Below are 23,605 nucleotides of genomic sequence, written 5' to 3'. Positions count from 1 at the left end.
GGGTGAACCTGCGTTACCCGGCGAGTGCCTTTCGCACGGCGTCGCCGTCGAATCCCTTGAGGCCGATGACCACCAGATGCTCGGCCTGCATCACGTCTGGCCGGGCGAAGGCGAGTTCAACGCGAGCGCCGACGGCCTGCACCACGATCGGCGCGGGCTTGTCCGTAATGCGTGCATGACCCTTCACGCGCAGCACGCCGTCGAGGCCAAGCGCGTCACTGATGCGTGCACGCATCGCGTCGATGCTCGCAGCAGCGGTGGGTTTGACGACGATGCTGTCGAAGTCGTCATGGTCGTGTTCTTCTTCCTCGCCGTGATGACCGACGCGGGCAGCCATATCGTCCTCGGCGGCGGCATTGAGGCCGATCAGCACCGATGGCGCGAGATCACCCTTGGAGCGCACGATGCTCACGCCGGGACGCAGCACGGCTTTGAGCTTGGTCTCAATCTCGGCGAGTTTTTCCGGAGCGACGAGATCGCTCTTCGACAAAACCACCAGATCAGCGCAAGCGAGCTGGTCCTCGAACACTTCCTCGATGGGGTCGTCGTGTTCGATGCCTTCGTCCTTGGCGCGCTGTTCGGCAACAGCGTCTTCGTCCAGCGTGACACGGCCTTCAGAGAGCGCCAGTGCGTCGACGACAGTGACGACGCCATCGACAGTGGCACGCGTCTTCACCGCCGGCCAGGCAAATGCCTTCAACAGCGGCTGCGGCAGCGCGAGGCCGGAGGTCTCGATGACAATGGCGTCGAGCGGGCGTTCACGCGACAGCAGCTTGTCCATGGTCGGCACGAAATCATCGGCCACGGTGCAGCAGATGCAGCCATTGGTGAGCTCGACGATATCGCCGGGTGCGCAGGCTTTCGCCGCGCATTCCTCGACCAGGCCGCCATCGAATCCGGCATCGCCGAATTCATTGACGATCACGGCGATGCGGCGGCCATCGGCCTGTGTTAGCAGCGAGCGCAGCAGCGTGGTCTTGCCGGCGCCGAGAAATCCGGTGAGGACGGTGACGGGAACGCGGGACATTCAATTCTCCTGGGAACGCTTGAGCCACAGCGGGAGTCCGGCTGCGATGAAAGCTACATTCGGCACGGCGGCCGCGATGATCTGGTTGAGGCGGCCCTGCGCATCGCGAAAAGCGCGTCCGAGTGGCATCTCCGGCACGAGACCGAGGCCGACTTCGTTGGACACGAACACGATCGGATAGCGCGAGACATCGAGGAAGCGCACCAGGCGCTTGGCTTCGATTTCCGGATCGCGCTCGGCAAACATCAGGTTCGACAGCCACAGTGTCAGGCAATCCACCAGCACAACGCGCCCGACCGTGGCCTCACGCGTCAGCGCATCGACCAGCGCCAGCGGCTCTTCCACGGTGATCCAGCCTTCGCCGCGCTGCTTGCGATGCTGCGCGATGCGGGCATGCATCTCGTCGTCACCGGCCGTCGCAGTGGCCAGATAGATTTTCGTCAGGCCGATGCCATCGACCAGCTTTTCGGCGAAGGACGACTTGCCCGAGCGCGCACCACCCAGCACCAACGTGGTAGAGGTCGCGGTCATTTCGGCGCACGCCCATCTTCAGGCGACCACCGCATCGGCGGCACGCGCGCGACCATGCCCTTGCGCAGCACCTCGGCGCGCTCGCGCCATGGCACCAGGCCGTAGTCGGCCTTCTGATAGGACTCCACGAAAGACACCAGCGCCGCGCTGCCGCTATCGGTCTGCAGATCGCCGAACAGGAACGTGTAGCCGTCAGGGCTCGTCACCGCGACGGTTGCTGGCCGCTTGCAGACGCTGAGACACTGCACCGGACGCACCATCACGGCGGCATCGCCCTCGCCGAGCGCGGCCTTCACCGCGTCGAACATGTCCGGCCCGATGATCGTGCCGGTTTCGGCGGCCTTGCAGCTGATGCACACGCTCACGACAACGGGACCAGCCGGCACAGGGCGCGGCGGTTCGACCGAAATTTGTTCGCCAGAGATATCGGCGCTGTCGTGATCCATCACATGCTCAATTCATGCCCTCACGGGCCTACGAGCTTTGTTGGATCGCGCCGACAGCATGGCCGTCGGTTCGCTCCCGTCCGGTGCACCCCGCCCCGACGACGCCTCCAAAGCACAGTTCGTGATGGCAGGTCTCCTGGCTTGCGAGTCATAGCCTGTTGCCGCCTTCCCAAGAATTCTGAAGAATTCCCAGTGGCACCGGCGCGGGCTCGTCGCTTACAGTTGCGGGGGCAGCGCCGGCCTCAAACCGGCTTCCCTATTCACCTTCCACGCGGAAGGACCATCGCAAAAGACGCTATCTGCCGGGTGCGCCGGGGTCAACCGCGCCGACGGACTGTCGCCCGGACCTGTTGACCTTGTAGGTCGTCTTGCGTCAGTTAGGCCGCGAAAAGGAACCCTATGCCCGCTTATTCCCAGTCCTTGTGGCAGCCGCCCGCCATTGCGCCTGTTGACCCGCAGATCGCGGCAGGCATCCGCGCCGTCATCGACGGCAAGGCCAAACCGCCGGGATCGCTGGGGAGAATCGAGGACCTGGCGCTGCAGCTCGGCATGATCCGGCATCCGGGCGAGCCCCGCGGCGACAATGCCGTGCTGCTGGTCTTCGCGGGGGATCACGGACTCGTAGCCGAAGGCGTGTCGCAATATCCGTCGGCGGTCACGGTCGCGATGGTGACGACCTATCTGGCCGGCCGCGCCACGGCCAATGCTTTCGCCGCGGCCAATGACATCGGTGTGCGCGTGATCGACATCGGCGTCGCCGCCGAGCTGCCGGTGCACCCGAAGCTGGTCGATGCAAAGGTTCGCATGGGTACGGCGAATGCCGCGCGCGAGCCAGCGATGACGGCACAGCACGCGGCCGATGCGCTGACGCGCGGCTTCAGAATCGCCGTCGGTGAGATCAAGGCCGGCGCAGACATCATCGCGCTCGGCGAGATGGGAATTGGCAACACGGCCTCATCGGCACTGGTGGTTCATCGACTCGCGCCGGCCCCCCTGGATGATTGTATCGGCGTTGGCGCCGGGCAGGATGATGCCGGCATGGCGCGCAAGCGCGCGGCGATCACGAAGGCGGCAGCGCGCAGCGACGCAACTGCGCCGCTGGATGTTCTTGCCGAATTCGGCGGACTGGAAATCGCAGGCATGGCCGGAGCGATCCTCGGCGCAGCTTCGCAACGGCGGCCGGTGATCATTGACGGCTTCATCTCCAGCGCCGCGGCATTGCTCGCCGTTCGTCTGTGCCCGGCCGCACGCGACTACTGCGTCTTCGCGCACCGTTCGGCCGAACGCGGCCACGACATCGTACTCAACGCGCTCGATGCCCAGCCGCTACTTGATCTCGGCTTGCGGCTCGGTGAAGGCACCGGCGCGCTGCTTGCGGTGCCGTTGGTCCGCGCCGCTGCGCGCATGCTGACCGACGTTGCGAGCCTCGACGACGTGCTGGCCGGAAAGATCTAGATGAGGCTGGATCCGCATCTTTTGAATGCGATCCGTTTCCTGACGGTGCTGCCGGTACCGGCAACTGTCGACCCGCAAGGGCCTGACTGGCTTGCGCGTGCAATGAAGTATTTTCCGGTGGTCGGCGCCGGCATCGGCGCTGCATCCGCAATCGTGTTTCTCGTTGCCGGCGAATTCTGGTCACCGCTGATTTCCGCCCTGCTGGCGATCACGACAAGCATCGCTCTGACCAGCGCGCTGCATGAAGACGGCCTCGCCGACACAGCTGACAGCTTCGGCGGGGGCTGGACCGTCGAGAAGCGCCTTGCGATCATGAAGGACAGCCGCATCGGCACCTACGGGGCGCTCGCACTTTGCCTGGGCACGGCGCTGCGTATCGCGGCGCTTGCCATATTGCCGCTGTGGGCAGGTGCGGCAGCGCTGATCGCCGTCCACGCCGCAGCGCGCGCCATGCCGGCCTTCGTGATGAACCGCCTGCCCTATAGCGGCGATACCAGTGCGATGAAGGTCACTTACGCCGAGGCGCCCGTGCGATTTGAGGAATCGTTGTTTGCACTTGGTGTGGTTGTGCTTGCAGCAATCCCGCTTGCACTCGTCTCGGTCGCATCGCTTTTTGCGGGTCTTCTGCTCGGCGCAGCGCTCGCCACACTGCTCGCACTCTGGTCGCGTCGTCTGATCGGTGGTTACACCGGCGACGTGCTCGGTGCCGTCGAGCAACTCTTCGAGATCGGATTTCTTCTCGGCGTTGCGGCCCTGATCAGATAGGCCAGTTCAGCGGCAATCGATAAGGCTCACCTTCAAAAGCGTCCGCGCCGCGGCCGATGCGTGCGATGGCTTCGACCATGCGGCCGTCGCGGCCAAGCTGTTCGTCGGCCAATTGCACCATCAATTTGTTCGGCGTCACATAAGGCGAACGCTTGCGTAGTTCATCGGCGATCACCGCCTCATAGCCAGGATTGCGATCGCAGGCGATGGCGTAAGCGGCGGCGCTGGAACGGCTGATACCGGCCCAGCAGTGAATGAGCATCGGGCGGTCAGCGATGCTGCCGCGGCCGAATTGAAGAATGGCATCCACGACGTCGGCATCGGGCGCGATCAGGTCCGGCGCTGCTTCGACGATATCGTGAAAGGTTAGCTCCACATGCCGCTCACGCGCCAACCCGCTCCAGTCGCGCTCGCTCGCGGCGGGCGACAGAAGGGTCAGCAGATCGAAGGACGGCAGTGAGTTTGCCACAGCAGCAAGGCCTCCGAGCGAGCTCACATAGATCATTCGAACACCCTGCTCGCTGTTGTCATGTTCTTCCTCTCACCCACGGCGAATGGACCTTCTTCAACCTCATGCCGCTGCGATGTCGCTGACGCAAGGTCGGTTTCTTAATACCACCCCCGACCTTTTCGCACCTGCACCATCGCAAACAGAAGAAAATACACCAATCAGAACAATTGGTTACTCGCTCGAACTTTAGACAACCGAGGCAGGCCAATCTTAAAGAAGTTGCGATAGGTATCTAACTTACCAGTGCAGAGTCCAGGACGGTACGATGCTGAACTACTTCGAAATGGCGGCATCACAAATCGGAACGATCTTCCGCGTGCCGCGCGAAAACCCCGAACTGGTGGAAGCGAAACTCGCTGCCTTCACCCGTCAGGTGCCGATGATGTATGCGCTGGTGGTCGTCAACACGACGGCACTTGCGATCACCTTTTATGGTACTGCGCCACATCTGCTTACCGTCTATCTCCCTGCTGCATTCGATGCAATCTGTGTGATCCGGATACTGAGCTGGCTGAGAGCGCGGAACACCACGCTGTCACTCAATCAGGCCGTCGAGAAGCTCACCGGCTCGATCATCTTTGCAGGCATTCTCGGCGTCGCGTTCACTGCCTGGAGCCTCAGCCTGTTTCCCTATGGCGACGCCTATAGCAAAAGCCACGTTGCGTTCTTTATGGCCGTCACATCGATCGGCTGCGGTTTCTGCCTCATGCATCTGCGCGCGGCAGCGCTGATCGTAATGGCGCTGGTTGTCGTGCCTTTCGCGTTCTTTTTCGGCTCCAGCGACAATGTCGTCTTCGTCTCCATTGCCTTCAACTTCGTCGTGGTTATCGGGGCCGTTCTCTTCATGCTGCTCGGCAATTACTCCGACTTCGAGAAGCGGGTGAATTCGGAGAAGGCGCTGCGTATCAAGCAGGCTGAACTGCAGGTGCTGAGCGACAAGAATTTCCGGAATTCGAATATCGACAGCCTCACCGGTCTCCCCAATCGCCGGAACTTCTTTGCCGAGCTCGAGCGCGGCATTGTCAACACTGAGCACAGTAGCGGCGGCCTGCTGCTCGGTATCCTGGATCTTGACGGCTTCAAGCCGATCAACGACATCCATGGGCACCACACGGGTGATCGCTTGCTGGTCGAAGTCGCAGACAGACTGCGTGCACATCTCGCCCCTCACGTGTTTCTGGGCAGACTGGGCGGCGACGAATTCGTCATGTTCAGCGACCAATTGCTCGACCCGGACGCGATTGTTGAGGCGGAAGAGAGCATCGAGAACCTGTTCGACATCCCGTTCGAGATTGATAACATTACAGTTAGCATCAGCTGCTCGATCGGATATGCGGAATTTCCGGACACAGCCAGGACCGCGCAGGATTTGTTCGAGCGCGCCGATTACGCGCTGTTCTTTGCCAAGCAGCACAAGCGTGGCAAGGCCGTTCGGTTTTCTGCAGAACACGAAGCCGATATCCGCGAGGCCTCCTCTGTGAGTCGGGCCCTGGCCAGTGCCGACCTCGAACGGGAATTGTGGATCGCCTACCAGCCGATCATCGACGCAGAAACACAACAGCCCGCGAGCTTCGAAGCCCTGGCGCGCTGGAAGAGCCCGGAGCTGGGCAATGTTCCACCGATGAGCTTCATTGTCGCCGCCGAGCGCTCAGGCATGATCGGCCAGTTGACACCGTTGCTGCTGCGCAAGGCCCTTGAAGGTGCAGCGACATGGCCGGAGCATGTCCGGATTTCGTTCAACCTCTCTGCGGTGGACGTCGCCTCTCCCCTGTCGATCCTCAAGATCATTGCTGTTGTCCAGCAAAGCAAGGTGAAGGCCAGCCGCATCGACTTCGAGATTACCGAGACGGCCGTGATGGGCAATCTCGCACAGGCGACCGAAGCGCTGAATGCCCTGAAGGCTCTGGGGGCCCGCATCTCGCTGGATGATTTTGGCACCGGCTATTCGAGCCTGAGCTGCATTCGCGAATTGCCGCTGGACAAGGTCAAGATCGATCGCAGCTTCATCAGCAAGATCGAGACGGATTCTGCCGCGCGCCTGATCCTGCGCACCATGCTCGGACTGTGCAACGGCCTCGGTCACGACTGCATCGTCGAGGGCGTCGAGAGCGGCGAACAGGTCGACTTCCTGCGCAAGGAGCACTGCCGTTTCATGCAGGGCTACTTCTTCGCCAAGCCCATGGGCATCGAGCAGGTCGGCGATTATCTGGCTTCTGTTCAACACGGCGTGCTGGCCGAACGCACCGCCAGCTAGTCGTTCTGTCCGTCGAGTAGCCGCACCGCCTCGAACAGTGTTGCCGCCCCGACGGCCAATTGCTCGGGCTCCGACCATTCCTCCGGGCAATGGCTCTTGCCGTCCTTTGACGGAATGAAGAGCATCGCGCTGCGGCCGATATGCGACATGAAAGCCGCGTCGTGACCGGCCCCCGACGCCAGCCGCGTCGTGGAATAGCCGAGCTTGGCAGCGCTATGCCCGAGAACATCGAGCAGGTGATCGTCGCAAGGCGCGGGAGGATTTTGCGAAATCAACGCGAAACGTTCACGTTCGACCTTGGCGCGTTTGGCGATGGCGAGGCTCTCGCGGTCGAGCAGTGCCACGAATTCATCGACCAGCGCGGCCTTCTCTGCGCGAATATCGAGGATCATGCGCGCACCGCCGGGGACGACATTCGCAGCGTTCGGGCTGATCTCGAGGATCCCCGTGGTGGCGACGAAGTGGCCCTGCTTGCGCGCCGCAAACGCCTTGGCCTGCTGAGCGACGAGCAGCACGAGTTCGGCGGCGGGCAAGCTTGCATCCCTACGATATTCCATCAGCGTCGAGCCGGCGTGATCGGCGGCGCCCTTCAGCACGATCTCGACGCGGGTGATGCCGGCGATCCCGGTGACGAGACCGAGATCGAGCTTCTTGCTTTCCAGCACCACGCCCTGCTCGATGTGCAATTCGAGATAGCCAACGAATTCCGGCTTCTGCATCGCGGCGACGGCGGCGGGATCACCGCCGACGCGCTTGATGGCATCGGCCAGCGACTCACCCGCTGCATTGGTGTAAGTCAGCATCCTGGCATCGAGCTCGCCGACCATGGCGCGGCTGCCGACGCATGACAGGCCGTATTCGCTGGGCTCCTCGGCGAGGAAATCCACGATCTCGATCGGATGTCGCGATTTGTAGCCGGACGCCTGCAGCGCACGCACGGCCTCCAGCGCCGTGAGGATGCCGGAAATGCCGTCGAAGCGCCCGCCGGACGGCACCGTATCGGAATGCGAGCCGAGCATGATCGGCGGCAGGCCTGCGACACTACCTTCCAGCCGTGCGATCACATTGGCGGCGGCATCCATGCGCACCGTCATGCCGGCTGCGATATATTGCTCATGCAGCCACGCACGGCCGTCGAGGAAGCGCTGCGAGAACGATCGCCGCGTCCATGGCTTGTCGGGATCGGTGATGGCGGCGAGCGCCATATGGTCGTCCCAGAGGCGGTTCTGATCGATGGGCGGCTTTGTCTCGGTCGGCATGATCGGCATGAGGCTCATGAGTTGGCGGCACTGGCGCCGGCGCGATTATTGTTGAACACTTTGGCCTTCGTGAAGCAAGACGATGGACATCGTGAAGCAAGAAACGATCGGGAGAAAATCGTGAGCAGCAAGACCAGGATCGCATGGGTGACCGGCGGCGGCACCGGAATCGGCAGAGCGGGCGCAGAGGCGCTGCTGGCGGATGGCTGGACGGTGGTCATTTCCGGCCGCCGGGCCGATGTGCTGAAGGGCGTCGCCGATGAACTCGGCGCCGGCGGCAAGCCCGTGGAGGCAATGGTGCTGGATGTCAGCAATGCCGACGACGTCAACAAGGTCGCACAGGCCATCCTCGCCAAACATGACCGTATCGATCTTCTGGTCAACAGCGCCGGCGTCAACCTGCCGAAGCGCAGCTGGGAGGATGTCACGCAGGACGGCTGGGACCAGATCGTCGACATCAATCTCAATGGCGTGATGTATTGCATGCGCGCCGTGCTGCCCGCGATGCGCGCGCAGAAAGACGGCTGCATCATCAATGTCGCCTCATGGGCCGGGCGCATTGTCTCCAAGATGACGGGACCAGCCTACACCGCCACCAAACATGCGGTACTGGCGCTGACCCATTCCTTCAACATGGACGAATGCGTCAACGGCTTGCGCGCCTGCTGTCTCTCGCCCGGCGAGGTCGCCACTGACATCATGAAGAACCGTCCGGTGCCGCCGAGTGACGAGGTGATGGCGCGGATGCTGCAGCCCGACGATCTCGGCAAGACCATCGCCTTCATCGCCAGCATGCCGCCGCATGTCTGTATCAACGAGGTGCTGATCAGCCCGACCTGGAATCGCTCGTTCCTGGCGATGTGAGCGCGTCAAAGGCAGTAACGAAGGATGAGGTGAGCACAGCGAAACCCATCGCCTTCGCGTGCCGGTGCATGCTCCGGCGCGGTGCGCTGCGCTCCACCCATCCTGCGATCTCGCGTAACGCTCTCAGTCGTCATGGCCGGACAGTGCGAAGCGAGCTTCGCAATGATCCCAGGCCTCTCCCACGTCATGGCCGGGCTTGACCCGGCCATCCATCTTTCTTGTGCGACGGTGTGCGGGCCAAGCTGGATCCCCGGGTCAAGCCCGGGGATGACACCTGTGGTGCGGCGCCTTCATCGCGCCATCGTAGATTCAACTGTCAAACAGCCACTGCTCTAGACAACACGTGCCCTTCAGACATGCCTCATCGCCCCCTGTTGTTTGCGGCGCGGGGGCGCCGTCGTTGCTTGCATTCCCACCCTCCTGTGAGAGGGCGTGCGGAACGCCGGGTGCCCGATGCACCCTTGGGCCTGATGCGATGCGGTCTTCCGCAATTGTGAGTGCATCAGGACTTTCGGAGGCGCCGAGCAAGTGCCCGACGTTCCGCCTGCGGTGTTTTTTCGGTTGCTTGCACTTTGCCTCGACGAACGCTCCGATCGCGAATTAAAGTCCCAAGGCGATGGGAAGGGAGCCTCAAGCGACTAGGCCGAACGCGTTTCGATTTGGTCGTCCGTCACACTGTCCAGGGGTCTGTCCATCCGAAGGTCGGCCGTCTCCTTGCCAGTGGCAGTGCTGGCGCAGATCCGTCCTGCCCGAAGACAGACGTCCCCCGTGAACCGCGTGACGCCGCATCTCCGGCGTCCACCGCATCCCACCCCGCGAACGTGACGATCGCGATCGCCCCTCTCGGTGGGGCAGGACGAATGGGAATGTAAACCTGACGGGGATATTGTCAACGGGGGATAGGAAAAAATGTTTAGGCGATGCCTGCCGCCCCAAACTGTCATTCCGGGGCGCGGGCGCGTCTTCGCGCACGTGAACCCGGAATCTCGACATGTTCAGCGCAAAACACGTCGGGATTCCGGGTTCGCGCTCTGCCGGCTTCGCCGGCGACGCGCGCCCCGGAATGACGAACCCAGGCAGACGCCCCGGAATGACAGTGGAGAGGTCAGCGCTTCGGATACAAGGAATCGCCCCCTCACCCGTTCTTCGCGAACAACTCCCGCCCGATCAGCATCCGCCTGATCTCGCTGGTGCCGGCGCCGATCTCGTACAGTTTGGCGTCGCGCAGCAGGCGGCCGGTGGGATAGTCGTTGATATAGCCATTGCCGCCGAGCAGCTGGATCGCGTCCAGCGCGCATTGCGTGGCGCGTTCCGATGCGTAGAGGATGGCGCCGGCGGCATCCTCGCGGGTGGTTTCGCCGCGGTCGCAGGCTTTCGCGACTGCATAGACGTAAGCGCGCGCCGAACTCAGCGCGACATACATGTCAGCGATCTTGCCCTGCACGAGCTGGAAGTTGCCGATCGGCTCACCGAACTGTTTGCGCTCGTGCACATAAGGCTGCGCGACGTCGAGACAGGCCTGCATGATGCCGAGCGGGCCTGCCGCGAGCACCGCGCGCTCGTAATCGAGGCCGGACATCAGGACATTGACGCCGCGACCGACCTCCGCGAGCACGTTCTCCTCGGGCACTTCGCAATCCTCGAAGACGAGTTCGCAGGTATCCGAGCCGCGCATGCCCAGCTTGTCGAGCTTCTGCGCCGTCGAAAAACCCTTCATGCCCTTTTCGATGATGAAGGCGGTGATACCGCGCGGGCCGGCAGCCGGATCGGTCTTGGCATAGACCACCAGCGTCTGCGCCACCGGGCCATTGGTGATCCACATCTTGTTGCCGTTGAGAACGTAGCGGTCGCCCTTCTTGTCGGCGCGGGTCTTCATCGACACCACGTCCGAGCCCGAACCCGGCTCGGACATCGCGAGGGATCCCACCTGTTCGCCCGAGATCAGCTTCGGCAGATATTTGCGCTTCTGCGCCTCGTTGCCATTGCGACGCAACTGATTGACGCAGAGGTTCGAATGCGCGCCATAGGACAGGCCCACCGACGCCGAGGCGCGCGAAATCTCTTCTACCGCGATGACGTGTTCGAGATAGCCGAGCCCGGCGCCGCCGAACTCTTCCTCCACCGTGATACCGTGCAGGCCGAGCGCGCCGATCTTGGGCCAGAGATCGAGCGGGAACTGGTTGGTCTTGTCGATGGCTTCGGCGCGCGGCGCGATCTCGTTCTGGGAGAAGTCACGCACGGTCTCGCGAATCGCGTCCGCAGTCTCGCCGAGATCAAAATTGAACATCCGTTGAGCGTTCGCAATCACAGGGTCGCCTCCGGTCAGAACGGCGCGCAAGCGCACCGGTTTTGTTGATTGAAATCACCATGTCACGGGCTGAACGGGCTGAGAAGAGGCATAAAGTGGTCCTTGCTCTTGGCCGCGCAACGGGTTGTAATTCATCCAAATAAGCCCTCCGGGACCAACCACGGAGGACATGCCAGGGAGAGAACCGATGCTCGATCGCGTCCAGGATTCCGACAGCAGCAAATCCGCCCAAGCCGCCGCTCACGCCCAAGCTTACGGGATGCCGCTCGATGAGTTCGATCCCGGCAATCCCGAACTATTCCGCACCGATACGTTCTGGCCTTATTTCGAACGGCTGCGCCGCGAGGATCCCGTCCACTACTGCAAGGACAGCATGTTCGGACCGTATTGGTCGGTGACCAAGTACAACGACATCATGCAGGTCGAGACCAATCACGCCACCTACTCCTCCGCCGCGGCTTTCGGCGGCATCACCATCCGCGATGCCGGTGTGCAGTTCCGCCGGCCGATGTTCATTGCGACAGATCCGCCGCATCACAGCGCCCAGCGCAAGACAGTGGCGCCGATGTTCGCACCTCACCACATGGACGAGCTTTCCAGCCTGATCCGCAGTCGCACTGCCGAGGTGCTGGACTCCCTGCCCCGCAACGAGACCTTCGACTGGGTCGATCGCGTGTCGATCGAATTGACCACACAGATGCTGGCGACCCTGTTCGACTTCCCCTGGGAGGAGCGCCGGAAACTCACCCACTGGTCGGATGTCGCCACAATGTTGCCGCCCACGCCGGAGGCCGAGCTGGAGCGGCAGAGAGAACTGCGCGAATGCGGCGAGTATTTCGGCCGGTTGTTTCAGGAGCGACTCAATGCGCCGCCGAAGAGCGACCTGATATCGATGATGGCGCATAGCGAGGCCACGCGGCATCTCGATCCGGAGAGTTTTCTCGGCAACATCATTCTGCTGATCGTCGGCGGCAACGACACCACGCGCAATTCGATGTCTGGCGGCGTCTACGCACTCAATCAATTCCCTGGTGAATATGACAAGCTGCGCGCCAACCCGGCGCTGATCGAGAGCATGGTGCCGGAGATCATCCGCTGGCAAACGCCGCTCGCACATATGCGGCGCACGGCGGTGCAGGACACCGAACTCGGCGGCAAGCAAATCAGGAAGGGTGACAAGGTCGTAATGTGGTACGTCTCGGGCAATCGCGATGACGAGGTCATCGAAAACCCCAACGAATTCATCATCGATCGCGTGCGCCCGAACCGCCATCTGTCATTCGGCTTCGGCATCCACCGCTGCGTCGGCCTCAGACTTGCCGAACTTCAATTGAAGATTGTGTGGGAAGAGATCATCAAGCGCTTCGACAGGATCGAAGTCGTCGGCGAGCCGCGCCGCGTCTTTTCGAGCTTCGTGAAGGGTTATGAAACATTGCCTGTGCGGATCGCCGGCTGAACCAGCGACCGCAACGGCTCAGGATCGATTTTTTGGAGAGCAGACGCCATGAATATCCAAGCCAGGATCAATCCTGACAAAGCCGAGATCCAGCGCGTCGCGCGCGAGATCGCCTATTCGACGCCGCTGAAGGACTTCCATCCCGGCGCGCCGAAATTGTTCGCAACCGATACGCTGTGGCCGTTCTTCGAACGGCTGCGCAAGGAAGAGCCGGTGCATTACTGCACCAATGCACCGATCGAGCCCTACTGGTCGGTGACCAAGTATCACGACATCATGCATGTCGATACCAATCACGGCATCTTCTCGTCCGACGTGAAGCATGGCGGCATCGCGATCCGCGACGTGCCGGAAGGCTATGACTGGCCAAGCTTCATCGCCATGGATGAGCCGAAGCACAGCGCACAGCGCAAGACCGTGACGCCGATGTTCACGCCTGATCATCTCGACGAGATGGCAGTGCTGATCCGTGGGCGCGTGTGCAAGGTGCTCGACGGATTGCCGCGCGGCGAGACCTTCGACTGGGTCGAACGCGTCTCTGTCGAACTCACCACGCAGATGCTTGCGACCCTGTTCGACTTCCCGTGGGAGGAGCGCCGCAAGCTGACGCGCTGGTCGGACGTGTCCACAGCGCTGCCAAAAAGTGGCATCGTGTCGTCGGAGGAAGAGCGCCGCCGCGAGATGGACGAATGCGCCGCCTATTTCCAGAAACTCTGGAATGAGCGCGTGAATTCCGACCCACGGAATGACCTGATTTCCATGATGGCGCATAGCGACGCCACACGCTTCATGGATCCCGACACGCTGATGGGCAATATCATCCTGCTGATCGTTGGCGGCAACGATACCACCCGCAACACCATGACCGGTTCGGTGCTGGCGCTGAACGAGAACCCCGACCAGTATCAGAAGTTGCGCGACAATCCGTCGCTTATCGAGACCATGGTCCCTGAAGTGATCCGCTGGCAGACGCCGCTGGCGCATATGCGCCGTACCGCCATGCAGGATACTGAACTCGGCGGCAAGACCATCAAGAAGGGCGACCGGGTGGTGATGTGGTACGTCTCGGGCAACCGCGACGAGGAGGTGATCGAGCGCCCCAACGAGTTCATCATCGACCGCGCGCGGCCGAAGATTCACCTGTCATTCGGTTTTGGCATACACCGCTGCGTGGGCATGCGCCTGGCGGAGTTGCAATTGAGGATCGTTTGGGAGGAGATACTGAAACGGTTCGAGAACATCGAAGTTGTGGGGGAACCCAAGCGCGTGTATTCGAGCTTCGTTAAAGGCTACGAGACCCTCCCGGTGAGGATTTCGTAATGCCGGTCAGGATTCATAATTTTCCCCTCAAGAAGAGAAGCTCAATTCCTTGACGAAGCACCATCCCGCGGAACAGGACGAATTCCACGATATCCGCGATGCCGTTGCCAAACTGTGTGCACAGTTCCCCGGTGAATACTGGCGCAAGCTCGACCGCGAGATGGCCTATCCGAAGGCTTTCGTCGATGCATTGACGGAAGCCGGCTATCTGTCGGTGCTGATCCCCGAGGAATATGGCGGCTCCGGCCTCAAGCTGTCGGCCGCGGCGGCGATCCTCGAAGAAATCCAGCGCGCCGGTTGCAATGGCGGCGGCTGCCACGCGCAGATGTATACGATGGGCACGGTGCTGCGTCATGGCAATGACGAGCAGAAGGCCAAGTGGCTGCCGAAGATCGCCAGTGGCGAAGTTCGCCTGCAGGCCTTCGGCGTCACCGAGCCGACCTCGGGCACGGACACGTCCTCGCTGAAGACGGTGGCGAAGAAGGACGGCAACGGCGACTACATCGTCAACGGCCAGAAGATCTGGACCAGCCGCGCCGAATATTCCGACCTGATGGTGCTGCTCGCACGCACCACGCCGAAGGAGCAGGCGGCGAAGCGCACCGACGGCCTGTCGGTGTTTCTGGTGGACATGAAGGAGGCCAAGAAGAACGGCCTCGAGATCCGCCCGATCCGCACCATGATGAACCATGCCACCACCGAAGTGTTCTTCACCGACATGAAGGTGCCGGCGGAAAACCTGATCGGCGAAGAGGGCAAGGGCTTCCGCTACATCCTCTCCGGCATGAATGCCGAGCGTATCCTGATCGCCAGCGAATGCGTCGGCGACGCCAAGTGGTTCATCGCCAAGGCATCGGCTTATGCCAAGGAGCGTCAGGTGTTCGGTCGCCCGATCGGCCAGAACCAGGGCATCCAGTTCCCCATCGCCAAGGCCTATGCGAATATGCGCGCGGCCGAACTGATGGTGAAGGAAGCGCTGCGCAAATACGAGGCCGGTATGGAATGCGGCGCCGAGGCCAATATGGCCAAGATGCTCGCCGCCGATGCGTCGTTCGAGGCGGCCAATGCCTGTATCCAGACCCATGGTGGTTTTGGATTTGCCGAGGAATACGACGTCGAGCGCAAATTCCGCGAGACGCGTCTGTATCAGGTGGCGCCGATCTCGACCAACCTGATCCTGTCCTTCGTGGCCGAGCATGTGCTCGGCATGCCGCGCTCATATTGAGATAGACCCATGCTGCCGCTCAAGGGACTGACCGTCATCGCCGTTGAACAGGCGGTGGCTGCACCATTCTGCAGTTCGCGTCTCGCAGACGCCGGCGCGCATGTCATCAAGATCGAGCGCCCCGAAGGTGACTTTGCCCGCGGCTACGACGCCGCGGTCAAGGGCCAGAGCAGCTATTTCGTCTGGCTCAACCGCGGTAAGGATTCCGTGGTGGTCGATCTTGCGACGCCGGAAGGCCGCAAGGCGATGGAAGAGCTGATCGCCAATGCCGACGTGCTGCTGCAGAACCTCAAGCCGGGCTCGATGGACAAGCTCGGCTTCACGCGCGAACGCCTGCGCAAGGACTATCCGCGGCTGATCTGCTGCACCATCACCGGCTATGGCGACACCGGTCCCTACGCCCATCGCAAGGCCTATGACCTGCTGATCCAGGCGGAGAGCGGATTGGCGTCGATCACCGGCGGCCCCGAAGGCCCGTCGCGCGTCGGCGTCTCCATCGTCGACGTTGCTACGGGCGCTGCCGCGCATGCGGCGATCCTGGAAGCGCTGATCGGGCGTTCGGTGACCGGCGAGGGCGCCGATATCCGTATCTCGATGTTCGACGTGATGGCCGACTGGCTGACCGTGCCGCTGCTCAATGCCGAAGCCGGCAACGAGCCGAAGCGCATGGGCCTCGCGCATCCCTCGATCGCGCCCTATGGCGTGTTTCGCTCCAGGGACGGCAAGGACATCCTGATCTCGATCCAGAGCGAGCGCGAATGGAAGATCCTCTGCGCCAAGGTGCTCGGCGATCCCGCGCTGGCCAGCGACCCACGCCTGGTCAACGGCGTCGAGCGCGTGCGCAACCGCGCCTTCACCGACCAGACAGTCTCCGACATCTTTGGATCGCTCAGCCGCGACGAACTGCTGAAGCGGCTAACGGATGCCGACATCGCGTTTGCGGAAGTGAACACCATGGCGGATCTCACCACCCATCCGCATCTGCGCCGCATCACGGTGAACACACCGAATGGCGAAGTGTCCTATCCGGCGCCGGCCGCGATCTGGGTCGATGCACCGCGCAGCTATGGCGCCGTGCCCGGCATCGGCGAAGTGCAGAAATAATCTTCAAGATCAGATGGAGGTCGTCATGACCGACAAGCTCGACATCGATCATCTCAAGCAGTGGATCGGTCGCACCGACGAGGCCTCCGACGTCGTGACTGCGCAGCTCGTAAAGGGCCTGCGCGCCACGTTGTTCCTCGACATCGGCACGCCGAAGCCGGGCGATGCCGCGCCGTTCACGACGCAGTGGTGCCTGGCGCAGCCCGTCGCCGCGATGGACAAGCTCGGCCCCGACGGTCACCCGGCGCGCGGCGGGTTTCTCCCGCCTGTGCCGCTGCCGCGTCGCATGTGGGCGGGCGGTGAAGTGCAGTTCATCGAACCGTTGCTTGTCGGCGACGAGGTCACGCGCTCCTCGAAGATCCTCGACGTCAACCTGAAGACCGGCTCGACCGGCGCGCTGTGCTTCGTCAATGTCGAGCACCTGATCACCACCAAGCGCGGCCTCGCCATCCGCGAGCGTCAGGACATCGTCTATCGCGCCATGCCGACCAGCATGGCGCCCCCGGCCCCCGCGCCGAAGGAGGTCCCTGCGGCCAAGCATCAGGAGACGCATTACGCCGATCCCGTGCTGCTGTTTCGCTACAGCGCGCTGACCTTCAACGGCCACCGCATCCATTACGACCGCGACTATGTCACCAAGGTCGAATTCTATCCCGGCCTCGTGTTTCATGGGCCGCTGCAGGCAGCCTTGCTGGTGGAGTTCGCGGCGAAGCTGAAGGGTGGCAAGGCGCCCGCGAAATTCAGCTATCGCGGCGTGTCGCCGCTGTTCGATGGCGCGGATTTTTCGGTGAATGCGAACGAGACGGCGGACGGGCTCGACGTCTGGACGGCGAACAATCAGGGCGCGCCGACCATGAAGGCCACCGCGAGCTGGTAGCCGAAGGAGCGCGCTGATCTTACCTCTCCCCGCATTGCGGGAGAGGTCGCCGCGTCTTCGCGGCGGGTGAGGGCATTGCGCTGTAAGAGCCCAACTCACTCCGCTTTCGGATCGCTCAATTCTTCGACCCGAGCATCTTGCAAATTTCGCGGGCGATGTGCCCCGCCCCTCACCCCACCCCTCTCCCCGCGCAAGATGCGGGGAGAGGGAGCGACGGCGCGCCTCCGCCCGATCGGCGCGGTTTTGCCCCCTCCTCCCCGATTGACTCCCGCCCCCCTCCTGCTGTTGATGAGTCAACGACACACGGCAGACAACTGCCCGATAACGTGAGGAAACGACCTTGGCCCGCGACAGCAAGACAACCGCCGCCCGTACTCCCGTCAGTGTCAAAGACGCCACGCTGAACCTGTTGCGCGGCTTCGGCATCACCAAAGTCTTTGGCAATCCCGGCTCGACGGAACTGCCGTTTCTGTCCGACTGGCCCGACGATATCGATTACGTGCTCGGCCTGCAGGAAGCCTCAGTCATCGGCATGGCCGACGGCTATGCGCAGGCGACGCGCAATGCCGCTTTCGTCAATCTGCATTCCGCTGCCGGCGTCGGCCATGCGCTGGGCAATATCTACACCGCGCATCGCAACCAAACGCCGATGGTCATCACCGCCGGCCAGCAGGCGCGCAGCATTTTGCCGCTGCAGGCGTTTCTCTATGCCGAGCGCGCCTCGGAATTTCCGCGGCCCTATGTGAAATACAGCGTCGAGCCCGCACGTGCCGAGGATGTGCCCGCCGCGATCGCGCGCGCCTATTATGTGGCGATGCAGCCGCCTTGCGGACCGACTTTCGTGTCGGTGCCGATCGACGATTGGACGCATCAGGCCCAACCTCTTGAAGCACGTTATGTGAGCCGCGAGCTCGGGCCAGATCCCAAGGCGATGCAGGAACTCGTCGCCGCACTCGGCACAAGCAAGAACCCGGCGCTCATCGTCGGCCCCGGGATCGATCGCGCAAACGCCGTCGATCTCATGGTCAGCGTTGCGGAGAAGACGAAGGCTGCCGTCTGGGTCAGTCCGTTTTCGGCGCGTTGCAGTTTCCCGGAACTTCATCCGCAATTCGCGGGGTTCCTGCATGCGTCGCCGGCACAGCTCTCCGACGCGCTGCGCGAACACGATCTGGTCGTCGTGATCGGCGCGCCGGTATTCACCTTCCACGTCGAAGGTCATGCCGCGATCTTCGACGGCGATACCACGATCTTCCAGATCACCGATGATGCGGACTCCGCCGCCGTGGCGCCGATCGGCACCAGCATCATCGCGACCATGAAGCCGGCCCTCAAGCTGCTGCTCGATCTGCTACCAGACACCAACCGACATGTCGCGAAGGGCCGCATCCTGCCGCCGCCGCCCGCAGGTGCTGACCCGATCCCGATAGATTATCTGCTGCACACGCTGTCGCGGGCCATGCCATCGGATGCGATGCTGGTGGAAGAAGCGCCCTCGCATCGCCCGGCGATGCAGAAGTATCTTCCGATGCGCGGCGCCAACAGTTTCTACACCATGACCTCAGGCGGTCTCGGCCACTCCCTGCCGGCATCTGTCGGCATGGCGCTGGGCTATCCCAATCGGCGCACCGTCTGCCTGATCGGCGACGGCTCGGCGATGTATTCGATCCAGGCACTGTGGACCGCCGCGCAGCGCAAATTGCCTTTAACCATAGTGGTTATCAACAATTCCGGTTACGGCGCGATGCGTTCCTTCAGCCAGGTGATGCAGGTGCGTAATGTTCCCGGGCTGGATCTTCCCGGTCTGGATTTCGTCAAATTGGCGGAAGGCATGGGCGCGCATGCGGTGCGTGTGAGCAAATCATCGGAACTTGCGGGCGCTTTCGCGGCCAGTCTGCAACATCCGGGCGTCAGCCTTGTCGAAGTCATCGTCGACTCGGCCGTTCCCGTGCTTTATGGACAGAAGCACTGATATGACGGGATCATAACGGAAGGTCAGGCATGACGAAGCAGGCAAGCGACTCCTCGAAGAAAACGCACAGCTCCCACTGGGGTGCCTTTTCCGGACAATGGGTCGACGGCAAGCTGGTCATCACGCCGCATCCGATCGATCCCGATCCGAATCCGATCATCCAGAATTTTCCCGAGGCGCTGCGCCACAAAGCGCGCATCGCCAAGCCGATGGTGCGTCGTGGCTGGCTCGAAAATGGCCCCGGCCCGGATGATCGTCGCGGCCGCGATGCATTCGTCGAGATGGAATGGGACGAGGTGCTCGACCTGCTCGCCGGCGAGCTGAAGCGCGTCAAGGATACTTACAGTGCCAAGGCGATCTATGGCGGCTCCTATGGCTGGTCGAGCGCGGGGCGTTTCCATCATGCGCAGAGTCAGATCCATCGTTTTCTGAATGTCGCGCTTGGCGGCTATGTGCGTTCGGTCAACAGCTACTCGGCCGGCGCGTCGACGGTGCTCATTCCGCACATCCTCGGCAATTACGAAGATATGACCCGCCGCAATATCGGCTGGGATGAAATCGTCGAGCACACCGATATTATTCTCGCCTTCGGCGGCATGAACACCAAGAACTCGCGCGTTGCCGGCGGCGGCATCAGCAAGCACACCGAACATCGCGACATGGTCGCGCTGAGCAAGCGCGGCGGCGAACTCGTGCTGATCTCGCCGCTGAAGAGTGACCTGCCCGATGAAGTGAACCAGGACTGGGTCGCCGCGCGTCCCGGCACCGATGTCGCACTGATGCTCGGCATCGCGCACACCGCCGTGATGGACGGCACGCATGATCGCGCGTTCCTCGCCAGCCATACGCACGGCTGGGATACTTTCGAAGACTATCTGATGGGCCGCAGCGACGGCCAGCCGAAGGATGCGGCGTGGGCTGCCGGCATCACCGGCCTCACCGCCGACGCCATCCTCACGCTAGCGCGTCGCTTGCCCGGCAAGCGTGCGCTCTTTGTTGTTGCGCATTCACTGCAGCGCGCGAAACATGGCGAACAACCGGTCTGGATGGCCTCGGTGCTATCAGCAATGTTCGGCCAGTCGGGCCTGCCCGGCGGCGGCTTCGGCTATGCGCTCGGCGCCATCGCAAACTATGGCCGTCGCCAGAATGCCGTGCCGATCGCCGGCCTGCCGCAGGGCAAGAACGGCGTGAGCGAATTCATCCCGGTGGCGCGCGTCAGCGACATGCTGCTCAATCCCGGCGCCCCGTTCGAATATAACGGCGCGCATATGACCTATCCGGATATCAAACTGGTCTATTGGGCCGGCGGCAATCCGTTCCATCACCATCAGGACCTCAACCGCCTGCGCAAGGCTTTCGCGCGCGTCGACACGCTTGTGGTGCACGACCTCGCCTGGACCGCATCGGCGCGCCATGCCGACTTCGTGCTCCCCTGCACCATGTCGCTGGAGCGCGAGGACATCGGCAGTTCGCAGACCGATCCGATGATGGTGGCGATGCATCAGATGGCCGAGCCGTTCGGCGACGCGCGCGACGACTACGCGATCTTCACCGGCCTCTCGGAACGCCTCGGCGCCGCCGACGCCTTCACCGAAGGCCGCACGCCGCGTGAATGGCTGAAGCATCTCTATCAGCCGACTTACGACGGCCTGGTCGCCAAGGGCCTCGACGCACCTGACTTCGATGCCTTCTGGGCGGCCGGCGAAGTGATGCTGCCGCAATTGCCGCTCGATGGCGGCACGCTGCGCGCATTCCGCGAGGATCCCGAGGGCACGCCGCTGCCGACCACCAGCGGCAAGATCGAGATCACGTCCGACACCATCGCCAGCTTCGGTTACGACGACTGCCCCGGCCATCCCGTCTGGCTGACGCCAGAAGACACTGTCGATGCGACCAACCCGCTGCAGCTTGTCGCCAATCAGCCGGCGTCGCGGCTGCACAGCCAGCTCGATTTCGGTGGGCATAGTTCAGCCGAGAAGCGCCGCGGCCGCGAGGTCGCGCGGATGCATCCCATCGATGCGGATGCGCGCGGCATCAAGGACGGCGACATCATCAGGCTGTTCAATCAGCGCGGTTCGTGCCTCGCCTCTGTGGTGGTCACCGAAGACGTCATGGCCGGCGTTGTGCAGCTGCCGACCGGCGCCTACTACGATCCCGAGGATCCGAATGAGGAAAAGCCGCTCTGCGTGCACGGCAATCCGAATGTGCTGACAAGGGACACCGGCACCTCGCGCCTGGCGCAGGGCTGCACCGGCCAGCTCACGGTGGTGAATGTCGAGAAGTTCACCGGCAACCTGCCGCCGATCCAGGCCTATGATCCGCCGGTCCCGGTGATCTGGCCGCGCCCGCCGAAGCTGGAAGCGGCGGAGTGATCTTACCTCTCCCCGCTCTTTGCGGGGAGAGGTCGCCGCGTCTTCGCGGCGGGTGAGGGGCCGCGCGCGACATTCGCCACAGCGCCAGTCTCTCGGGTCGCGAAATTCCCTGAACGACACGGCATCATTCAGAGAGATCCGAGAGGGCTTCTGTGTGGCTGGCCGTGTACCATGCCCCTCACCCGGCGCTACGCGCCGACCTCTCCCCGCAAAGAGCGGGGCGAGGTTGAGAAAGCATCCACCCCTACTTCCCAAACGTCTCCCGCATCTTCGCCTGGATCTTGGCCATGCCGCCGATCCAGCGGTCGTAGTTCTCGGTCTTCTTGCGCATGTAGTCGATGACCTGCTTGTGCGGCAGGATCAGGAACGTCTCCGCCTCGATGCCGGCGAGCGCATCCTGCGCGACCTGCTCCGGCGACAGGTTGCCGTCATTGGATTGCGGGCCCTTCGGGATGTTCTTCAGCATGTTGGTGTCGACACCCTGCGGACACAGGATCGAGACCTTGATGTTATCTGCCCGGTGCGAGATCGCGAGATTTTCGGCGAAGCCAACCGCGGCATGTTTGGTGGTCGAATAGGCCGGGCTGCCGACTTGCGAGAGGAGCCCCGCGGCCGAGATCGTATTGAGGAAGTAGCCGCCGCCGCGCGCCTTGTAGAGCGGGATCAGATGCCTGGCAGCATAGACATGCGCCATCACATGAATCGCCCAGCTCTTCGCCCATGGTTCATCCGACGTGCCACCGGCATTCGGACTCATGGGATCGAAACCGCCGCCGATGCCGGCATTGGAACAGAACAAAGCGATCGGCCCGTAATGCCGTTCAGTCAGTTCGATCACATGCTGAATGTCTTTTTCCTTGCCGACATCGCATCGGAATGCGGCGCCGCCGATGGACTCTGCAACGGCTGTCGCGCGCTCATCGTCGAGATCCACGACGACGACTTTCGCTGCACCCGCTTGATGAAATGTCTCGCATAGCGCCTGGCCAATGCCATTGGCGCCACCGGTCACGACGACGACCTTGCCGTCTACCCGCATGCCGCACTCCCTTTGTTTGTTTTTGTTTCTTATTAGAGCATGATCTGATCCGAAAACCGGTACCCACTTTTCGGGATGATGCTCTAGGTGCTCAGCACCATGTCGAGCACGGCCGTATAGTGGCATGCGGCGCCGAGCAGGACAAATGCGTGCCAGATGGCATTCTGGAAACGCAGCCGCTGCCAGGCGTGGAATATGACGCCCAGCGTGTACAGCGTGCCGCCGGCGGCGACGAACCACATGGTGAGCGGCGGCAGCGGCGTGAACACGGCGTCATAGGCCATCATCCCGCTCCAGCCCATGGCGAGATAGAGCACGACCGCAAGGCGATCGAAACGGCCGGGATAAACGAGCTTGATGACGATGCCGGTGATGGCGACGCTCCACACGCCAGCCAGCAGCGAGATCGCGAGCCGCGTATTGGCGATCTGCGCGAAGAACGGCGTGTAGGTCGCCGCGATCAGCAAATAGATCGCGGAGTGATCGAAGCGACGCAGGAACCACTTTCGCGGTGACACCGGCCACATATTATAGATGGCCGACAGCACTAACATTGCCAGCAGGCCGACGGAATAGACCGAGACGGTCACGACCTCATAGGCCGTCGCAAACACGGCGGCGAGCACGATGAGAACCGTGGCGGCGATCAGGCCGGAGAACACGCCGAGACCGTGAACGATGCCGTCGGCGATCAGTTCGGCACGGTCGTAATTCCAGCGGATCGCGCCGGCCACCATGTGGGCGGAATTGCTGGTCAGTTCTTTGAATCGGAAAACGGTCATGGTGGCGTCAACCCGGCCGGTGCGATGCGGTGAGCTTGCCC

At 62.6% G+C, this 23,605-nt stretch carries 19 protein-coding genes and 1 riboswitch; of the genes, 11 read left to right on the top strand and 8 right to left on the bottom strand.

The window, feature by feature from the left end; translation table 11 throughout:
* Positions 1–13 precede the first annotated feature (13 nt).
* Genes cobW through AB8A23_RS13945 form a run of 3 tightly spaced genes read right to left on the bottom strand, consistent with a single transcriptional unit; the run spans position 14 to position 2,004 of the window.
* The gene (cobW, locus tag AB8A23_RS13955; protein WP_093756700.1) at positions 14–1,027 is read right to left on the bottom strand and encodes a cobalamin biosynthesis protein CobW; all 1,014 of its coding nucleotides are present in this window, start codon (positions 1,025–1,027) and stop codon (positions 14–16) included.
* Positions 1,028–1,558, bottom strand: a complete 531-nt coding sequence (cobU, locus tag AB8A23_RS13950) for a bifunctional adenosylcobinamide kinase/adenosylcobinamide-phosphate guanylyltransferase (protein ID WP_439059423.1) — start codon at positions 1,556–1,558, stop codon at positions 1,028–1,030.
* On the bottom strand, positions 1,555–2,004 hold the full coding sequence (locus tag AB8A23_RS13945) for a DUF1636 family protein (RefSeq protein ID WP_439059424.1): 450 nt from the start codon (positions 2,002–2,004) through the stop codon (positions 1,555–1,557). Before AB8A23_RS13945 ends, cobU begins: the two co-directional genes overlap by 4 nt.
* 109 nt (positions 2,005–2,113) lie before the next feature.
* Positions 2,114–2,304: riboswitch (cobalamin riboswitch) on the bottom strand.
* A 99-nt stretch (positions 2,305–2,403) separates the two neighbouring features.
* Between AB8A23_RS13945 and cobT the strand changes: the two genes are divergently transcribed.
* On the top strand, positions 2,404–3,459 hold the full coding sequence (gene cobT, locus AB8A23_RS13940) for a nicotinate-nucleotide--dimethylbenzimidazole phosphoribosyltransferase (RefSeq protein ID WP_439059425.1): 1,056 nt from the start codon (positions 2,404–2,406) through the stop codon (positions 3,457–3,459).
* Entirely contained in the window at positions 3,460–4,224 is a 765-nt protein-coding gene (gene cobS / locus AB8A23_RS13935) for an adenosylcobinamide-GDP ribazoletransferase (protein ID WP_439059426.1), read from the top strand. It abuts the gene before it with no gap.
* Here cobS and AB8A23_RS13930 read toward each other — a convergent pair.
* Complete coding sequence (locus AB8A23_RS13930; protein ID WP_439059427.1) at positions 4,217–4,729, bottom strand: tyrosine phosphatase family protein; 513 nt, start codon at positions 4,727–4,729, stop codon at positions 4,217–4,219. The two genes, cobS and AB8A23_RS13930, sit on opposite strands and share 8 nt — an antisense overlap.
* Positions 4,730–5,000: 271 nt before the next feature.
* On the opposite strand from AB8A23_RS13930, the gene AB8A23_RS13925 reads away from it, so the two are divergent.
* Entirely contained in the window at positions 5,001–6,989 is a 1,989-nt protein-coding gene (locus AB8A23_RS13925; protein ID WP_439059428.1) for a putative bifunctional diguanylate cyclase/phosphodiesterase, read from the top strand.
* Here AB8A23_RS13925 and AB8A23_RS13920 read toward each other — a convergent pair.
* On the bottom strand, positions 6,986–8,248 hold the full coding sequence (locus AB8A23_RS13920; RefSeq protein WP_439059429.1) for a Zn-dependent hydrolase: 1,263 nt from the start codon (positions 8,246–8,248) through the stop codon (positions 6,986–6,988). The genes AB8A23_RS13925 and AB8A23_RS13920 overlap by 4 nt on opposite strands.
* Before the next feature lie 120 nt (positions 8,249–8,368).
* On the opposite strand from AB8A23_RS13920, the gene AB8A23_RS13915 reads away from it, so the two are divergent.
* Positions 8,369–9,112, top strand: a complete 744-nt coding sequence (locus tag AB8A23_RS13915; RefSeq protein ID WP_439059430.1) for an SDR family oxidoreductase — start codon at positions 8,369–8,371, stop codon at positions 9,110–9,112.
* Positions 9,113–10,247: 1,135 nt separating this feature from the next.
* On the opposite strand, the gene AB8A23_RS13910 is transcribed toward AB8A23_RS13915, so the two are convergent.
* Positions 10,248–11,420: an isovaleryl-CoA dehydrogenase gene (locus tag AB8A23_RS13910; protein ID WP_439059431.1), complete on the bottom strand. Its 1,173-nt coding sequence runs from the start codon at positions 11,418–11,420 to the stop codon at positions 10,248–10,250.
* A 259-nt stretch (positions 11,421–11,679) separates the two neighbouring features.
* On the opposite strand from AB8A23_RS13910, the gene AB8A23_RS13905 reads away from it, so the two are divergent.
* The 7 genes from AB8A23_RS13905 to AB8A23_RS13875 all read left to right on the top strand — a co-directional run bounded on the left by AB8A23_RS13905 (position 11,680) and on the right by AB8A23_RS13875 (position 21,743).
* Positions 11,680–12,876 (top strand): cytochrome P450, encoded by a 1,197-nt coding sequence (locus AB8A23_RS13905; protein ID WP_309948669.1) that lies wholly within the window; start codon positions 11,680–11,682, stop codon positions 12,874–12,876.
* 48 nt (positions 12,877–12,924) lie between these two features.
* Positions 12,925–14,196, top strand: a complete 1,272-nt coding sequence (locus AB8A23_RS13900) for a cytochrome P450 (RefSeq protein WP_439059432.1) — start codon at positions 12,925–12,927, stop codon at positions 14,194–14,196.
* Between the two features lie 49 nt (positions 14,197–14,245).
* Positions 14,246–15,421, top strand: a complete 1,176-nt coding sequence (locus AB8A23_RS13895; protein ID WP_439059433.1) for an acyl-CoA dehydrogenase family protein — start codon at positions 14,246–14,248, stop codon at positions 15,419–15,421.
* A 9-nt stretch (positions 15,422–15,430) separates the two neighbouring features.
* A complete protein-coding gene (locus tag AB8A23_RS13890; RefSeq protein WP_439059434.1) occupies positions 15,431–16,525 on the top strand; it encodes a CaiB/BaiF CoA transferase family protein in 1,095 nt (364 codons plus the stop codon).
* 25 nt (positions 16,526–16,550) lie between these two features.
* Positions 16,551–17,402 carry an FAS1-like dehydratase domain-containing protein gene (locus tag AB8A23_RS13885; protein ID WP_439059435.1) on the top strand — a complete coding sequence of 284 codons (852 nt, stop codon included), beginning with the start codon at positions 16,551–16,553 and terminating at the stop codon, positions 17,400–17,402.
* 340 nt (positions 17,403–17,742) lie between these two features.
* Complete coding sequence (gene mdlC / locus AB8A23_RS13880) at positions 17,743–19,371, top strand: benzoylformate decarboxylase (RefSeq protein WP_439059436.1); 1,629 nt, start codon at positions 17,743–17,745, stop codon at positions 19,369–19,371.
* A gap of 29 nt (positions 19,372–19,400) precedes the next feature.
* Complete coding sequence (locus AB8A23_RS13875) at positions 19,401–21,743, top strand: molybdopterin guanine dinucleotide-containing S/N-oxide reductase (protein ID WP_439059437.1); 2,343 nt, start codon at positions 19,401–19,403, stop codon at positions 21,741–21,743.
* 244 nt (positions 21,744–21,987) lie between these two features.
* On the opposite strand, the gene AB8A23_RS13870 is transcribed toward AB8A23_RS13875, so the two are convergent.
* Positions 21,988–22,782, bottom strand: coding sequence for an SDR family oxidoreductase (locus AB8A23_RS13870; protein WP_439059438.1), 795 nt, complete (start codon positions 22,780–22,782; stop codon positions 21,988–21,990).
* 83 nt (positions 22,783–22,865) lie between these two features.
* A complete protein-coding gene (gene trhA / locus AB8A23_RS13865; RefSeq protein ID WP_439059439.1) occupies positions 22,866–23,564 on the bottom strand; it encodes a PAQR family membrane homeostasis protein TrhA in 699 nt (232 codons plus the stop codon).
* Between the last annotated feature and the right edge of the window lie 41 nt (positions 23,565–23,605).

Source organism: Tardiphaga sp. 619_E2_N8_4 (assembly GCF_051810905.1).
GTDB lineage: Bacteria > Pseudomonadota > Alphaproteobacteria > Rhizobiales > Xanthobacteraceae > Tardiphaga > Tardiphaga robiniae.
This window is presented reverse-complemented; position numbering and strand designations above follow the sequence as displayed.

Bases quoted from the DNA above. Each gene is read 5' to 3' on its own strand.
- trhA (WP_439059439.1), bottom strand. From the start codon at position 23,564: ATGACCGTTTTCCGATTCAAAGAACTGACCAGCAATTCCGCCCACATG.
- cobU (WP_439059423.1), bottom strand. From the start codon at position 1,558: ATGACCGCGACCTCTACCACGTTGGTGCTGGGTGGTGCGCGCTCGGGC.
- cobW (WP_093756700.1), bottom strand. From the start codon at position 1,027: ATGTCCCGCGTTCCCGTCACCGTCCTCACCGGATTTCTCGGCGCCGGC.
- AB8A23_RS13875 (WP_439059437.1), top strand. From the start codon at position 19,401: ATGACGAAGCAGGCAAGCGACTCCTCGAAGAAAACGCACAGCTCCCAC.
- cobT (WP_439059425.1), top strand. From the start codon at position 2,404: ATGCCCGCTTATTCCCAGTCCTTGTGGCAGCCGCCCGCCATTGCGCCT.
- AB8A23_RS13885 (WP_439059435.1), top strand. From the start codon at position 16,551: ATGACCGACAAGCTCGACATCGATCATCTCAAGCAGTGGATCGGTCGC.
- AB8A23_RS13920 (WP_439059429.1), bottom strand. From the start codon at position 8,248: ATGCCGACCGAGACAAAGCCGCCCATCGATCAGAACCGCCTCTGGGAC.
- AB8A23_RS13925 (WP_439059428.1), top strand. From the start codon at position 5,001: ATGCTGAACTACTTCGAAATGGCGGCATCACAAATCGGAACGATCTTC.
- cobS (WP_439059426.1), top strand. From the start codon at position 3,460: ATGAGGCTGGATCCGCATCTTTTGAATGCGATCCGTTTCCTGACGGTG.
- AB8A23_RS13890 (WP_439059434.1), top strand. From the start codon at position 15,431: ATGCTGCCGCTCAAGGGACTGACCGTCATCGCCGTTGAACAGGCGGTG.
- AB8A23_RS13945 (WP_439059424.1), bottom strand. From the start codon at position 2,004: ATGGATCACGACAGCGCCGATATCTCTGGCGAACAAATTTCGGTCGAA.
- AB8A23_RS13930 (WP_439059427.1), bottom strand. From the start codon at position 4,729: ATGATCTATGTGAGCTCGCTCGGAGGCCTTGCTGCTGTGGCAAACTCA.
- AB8A23_RS13870 (WP_439059438.1), bottom strand. From the start codon at position 22,782: ATGCGGGTAGACGGCAAGGTCGTCGTCGTGACCGGTGGCGCCAATGGC.
- AB8A23_RS13905 (WP_309948669.1), top strand. From the start codon at position 11,680: ATGCCGCTCGATGAGTTCGATCCCGGCAATCCCGAACTATTCCGCACC.
- AB8A23_RS13900 (WP_439059432.1), top strand. From the start codon at position 12,925: ATGAATATCCAAGCCAGGATCAATCCTGACAAAGCCGAGATCCAGCGC.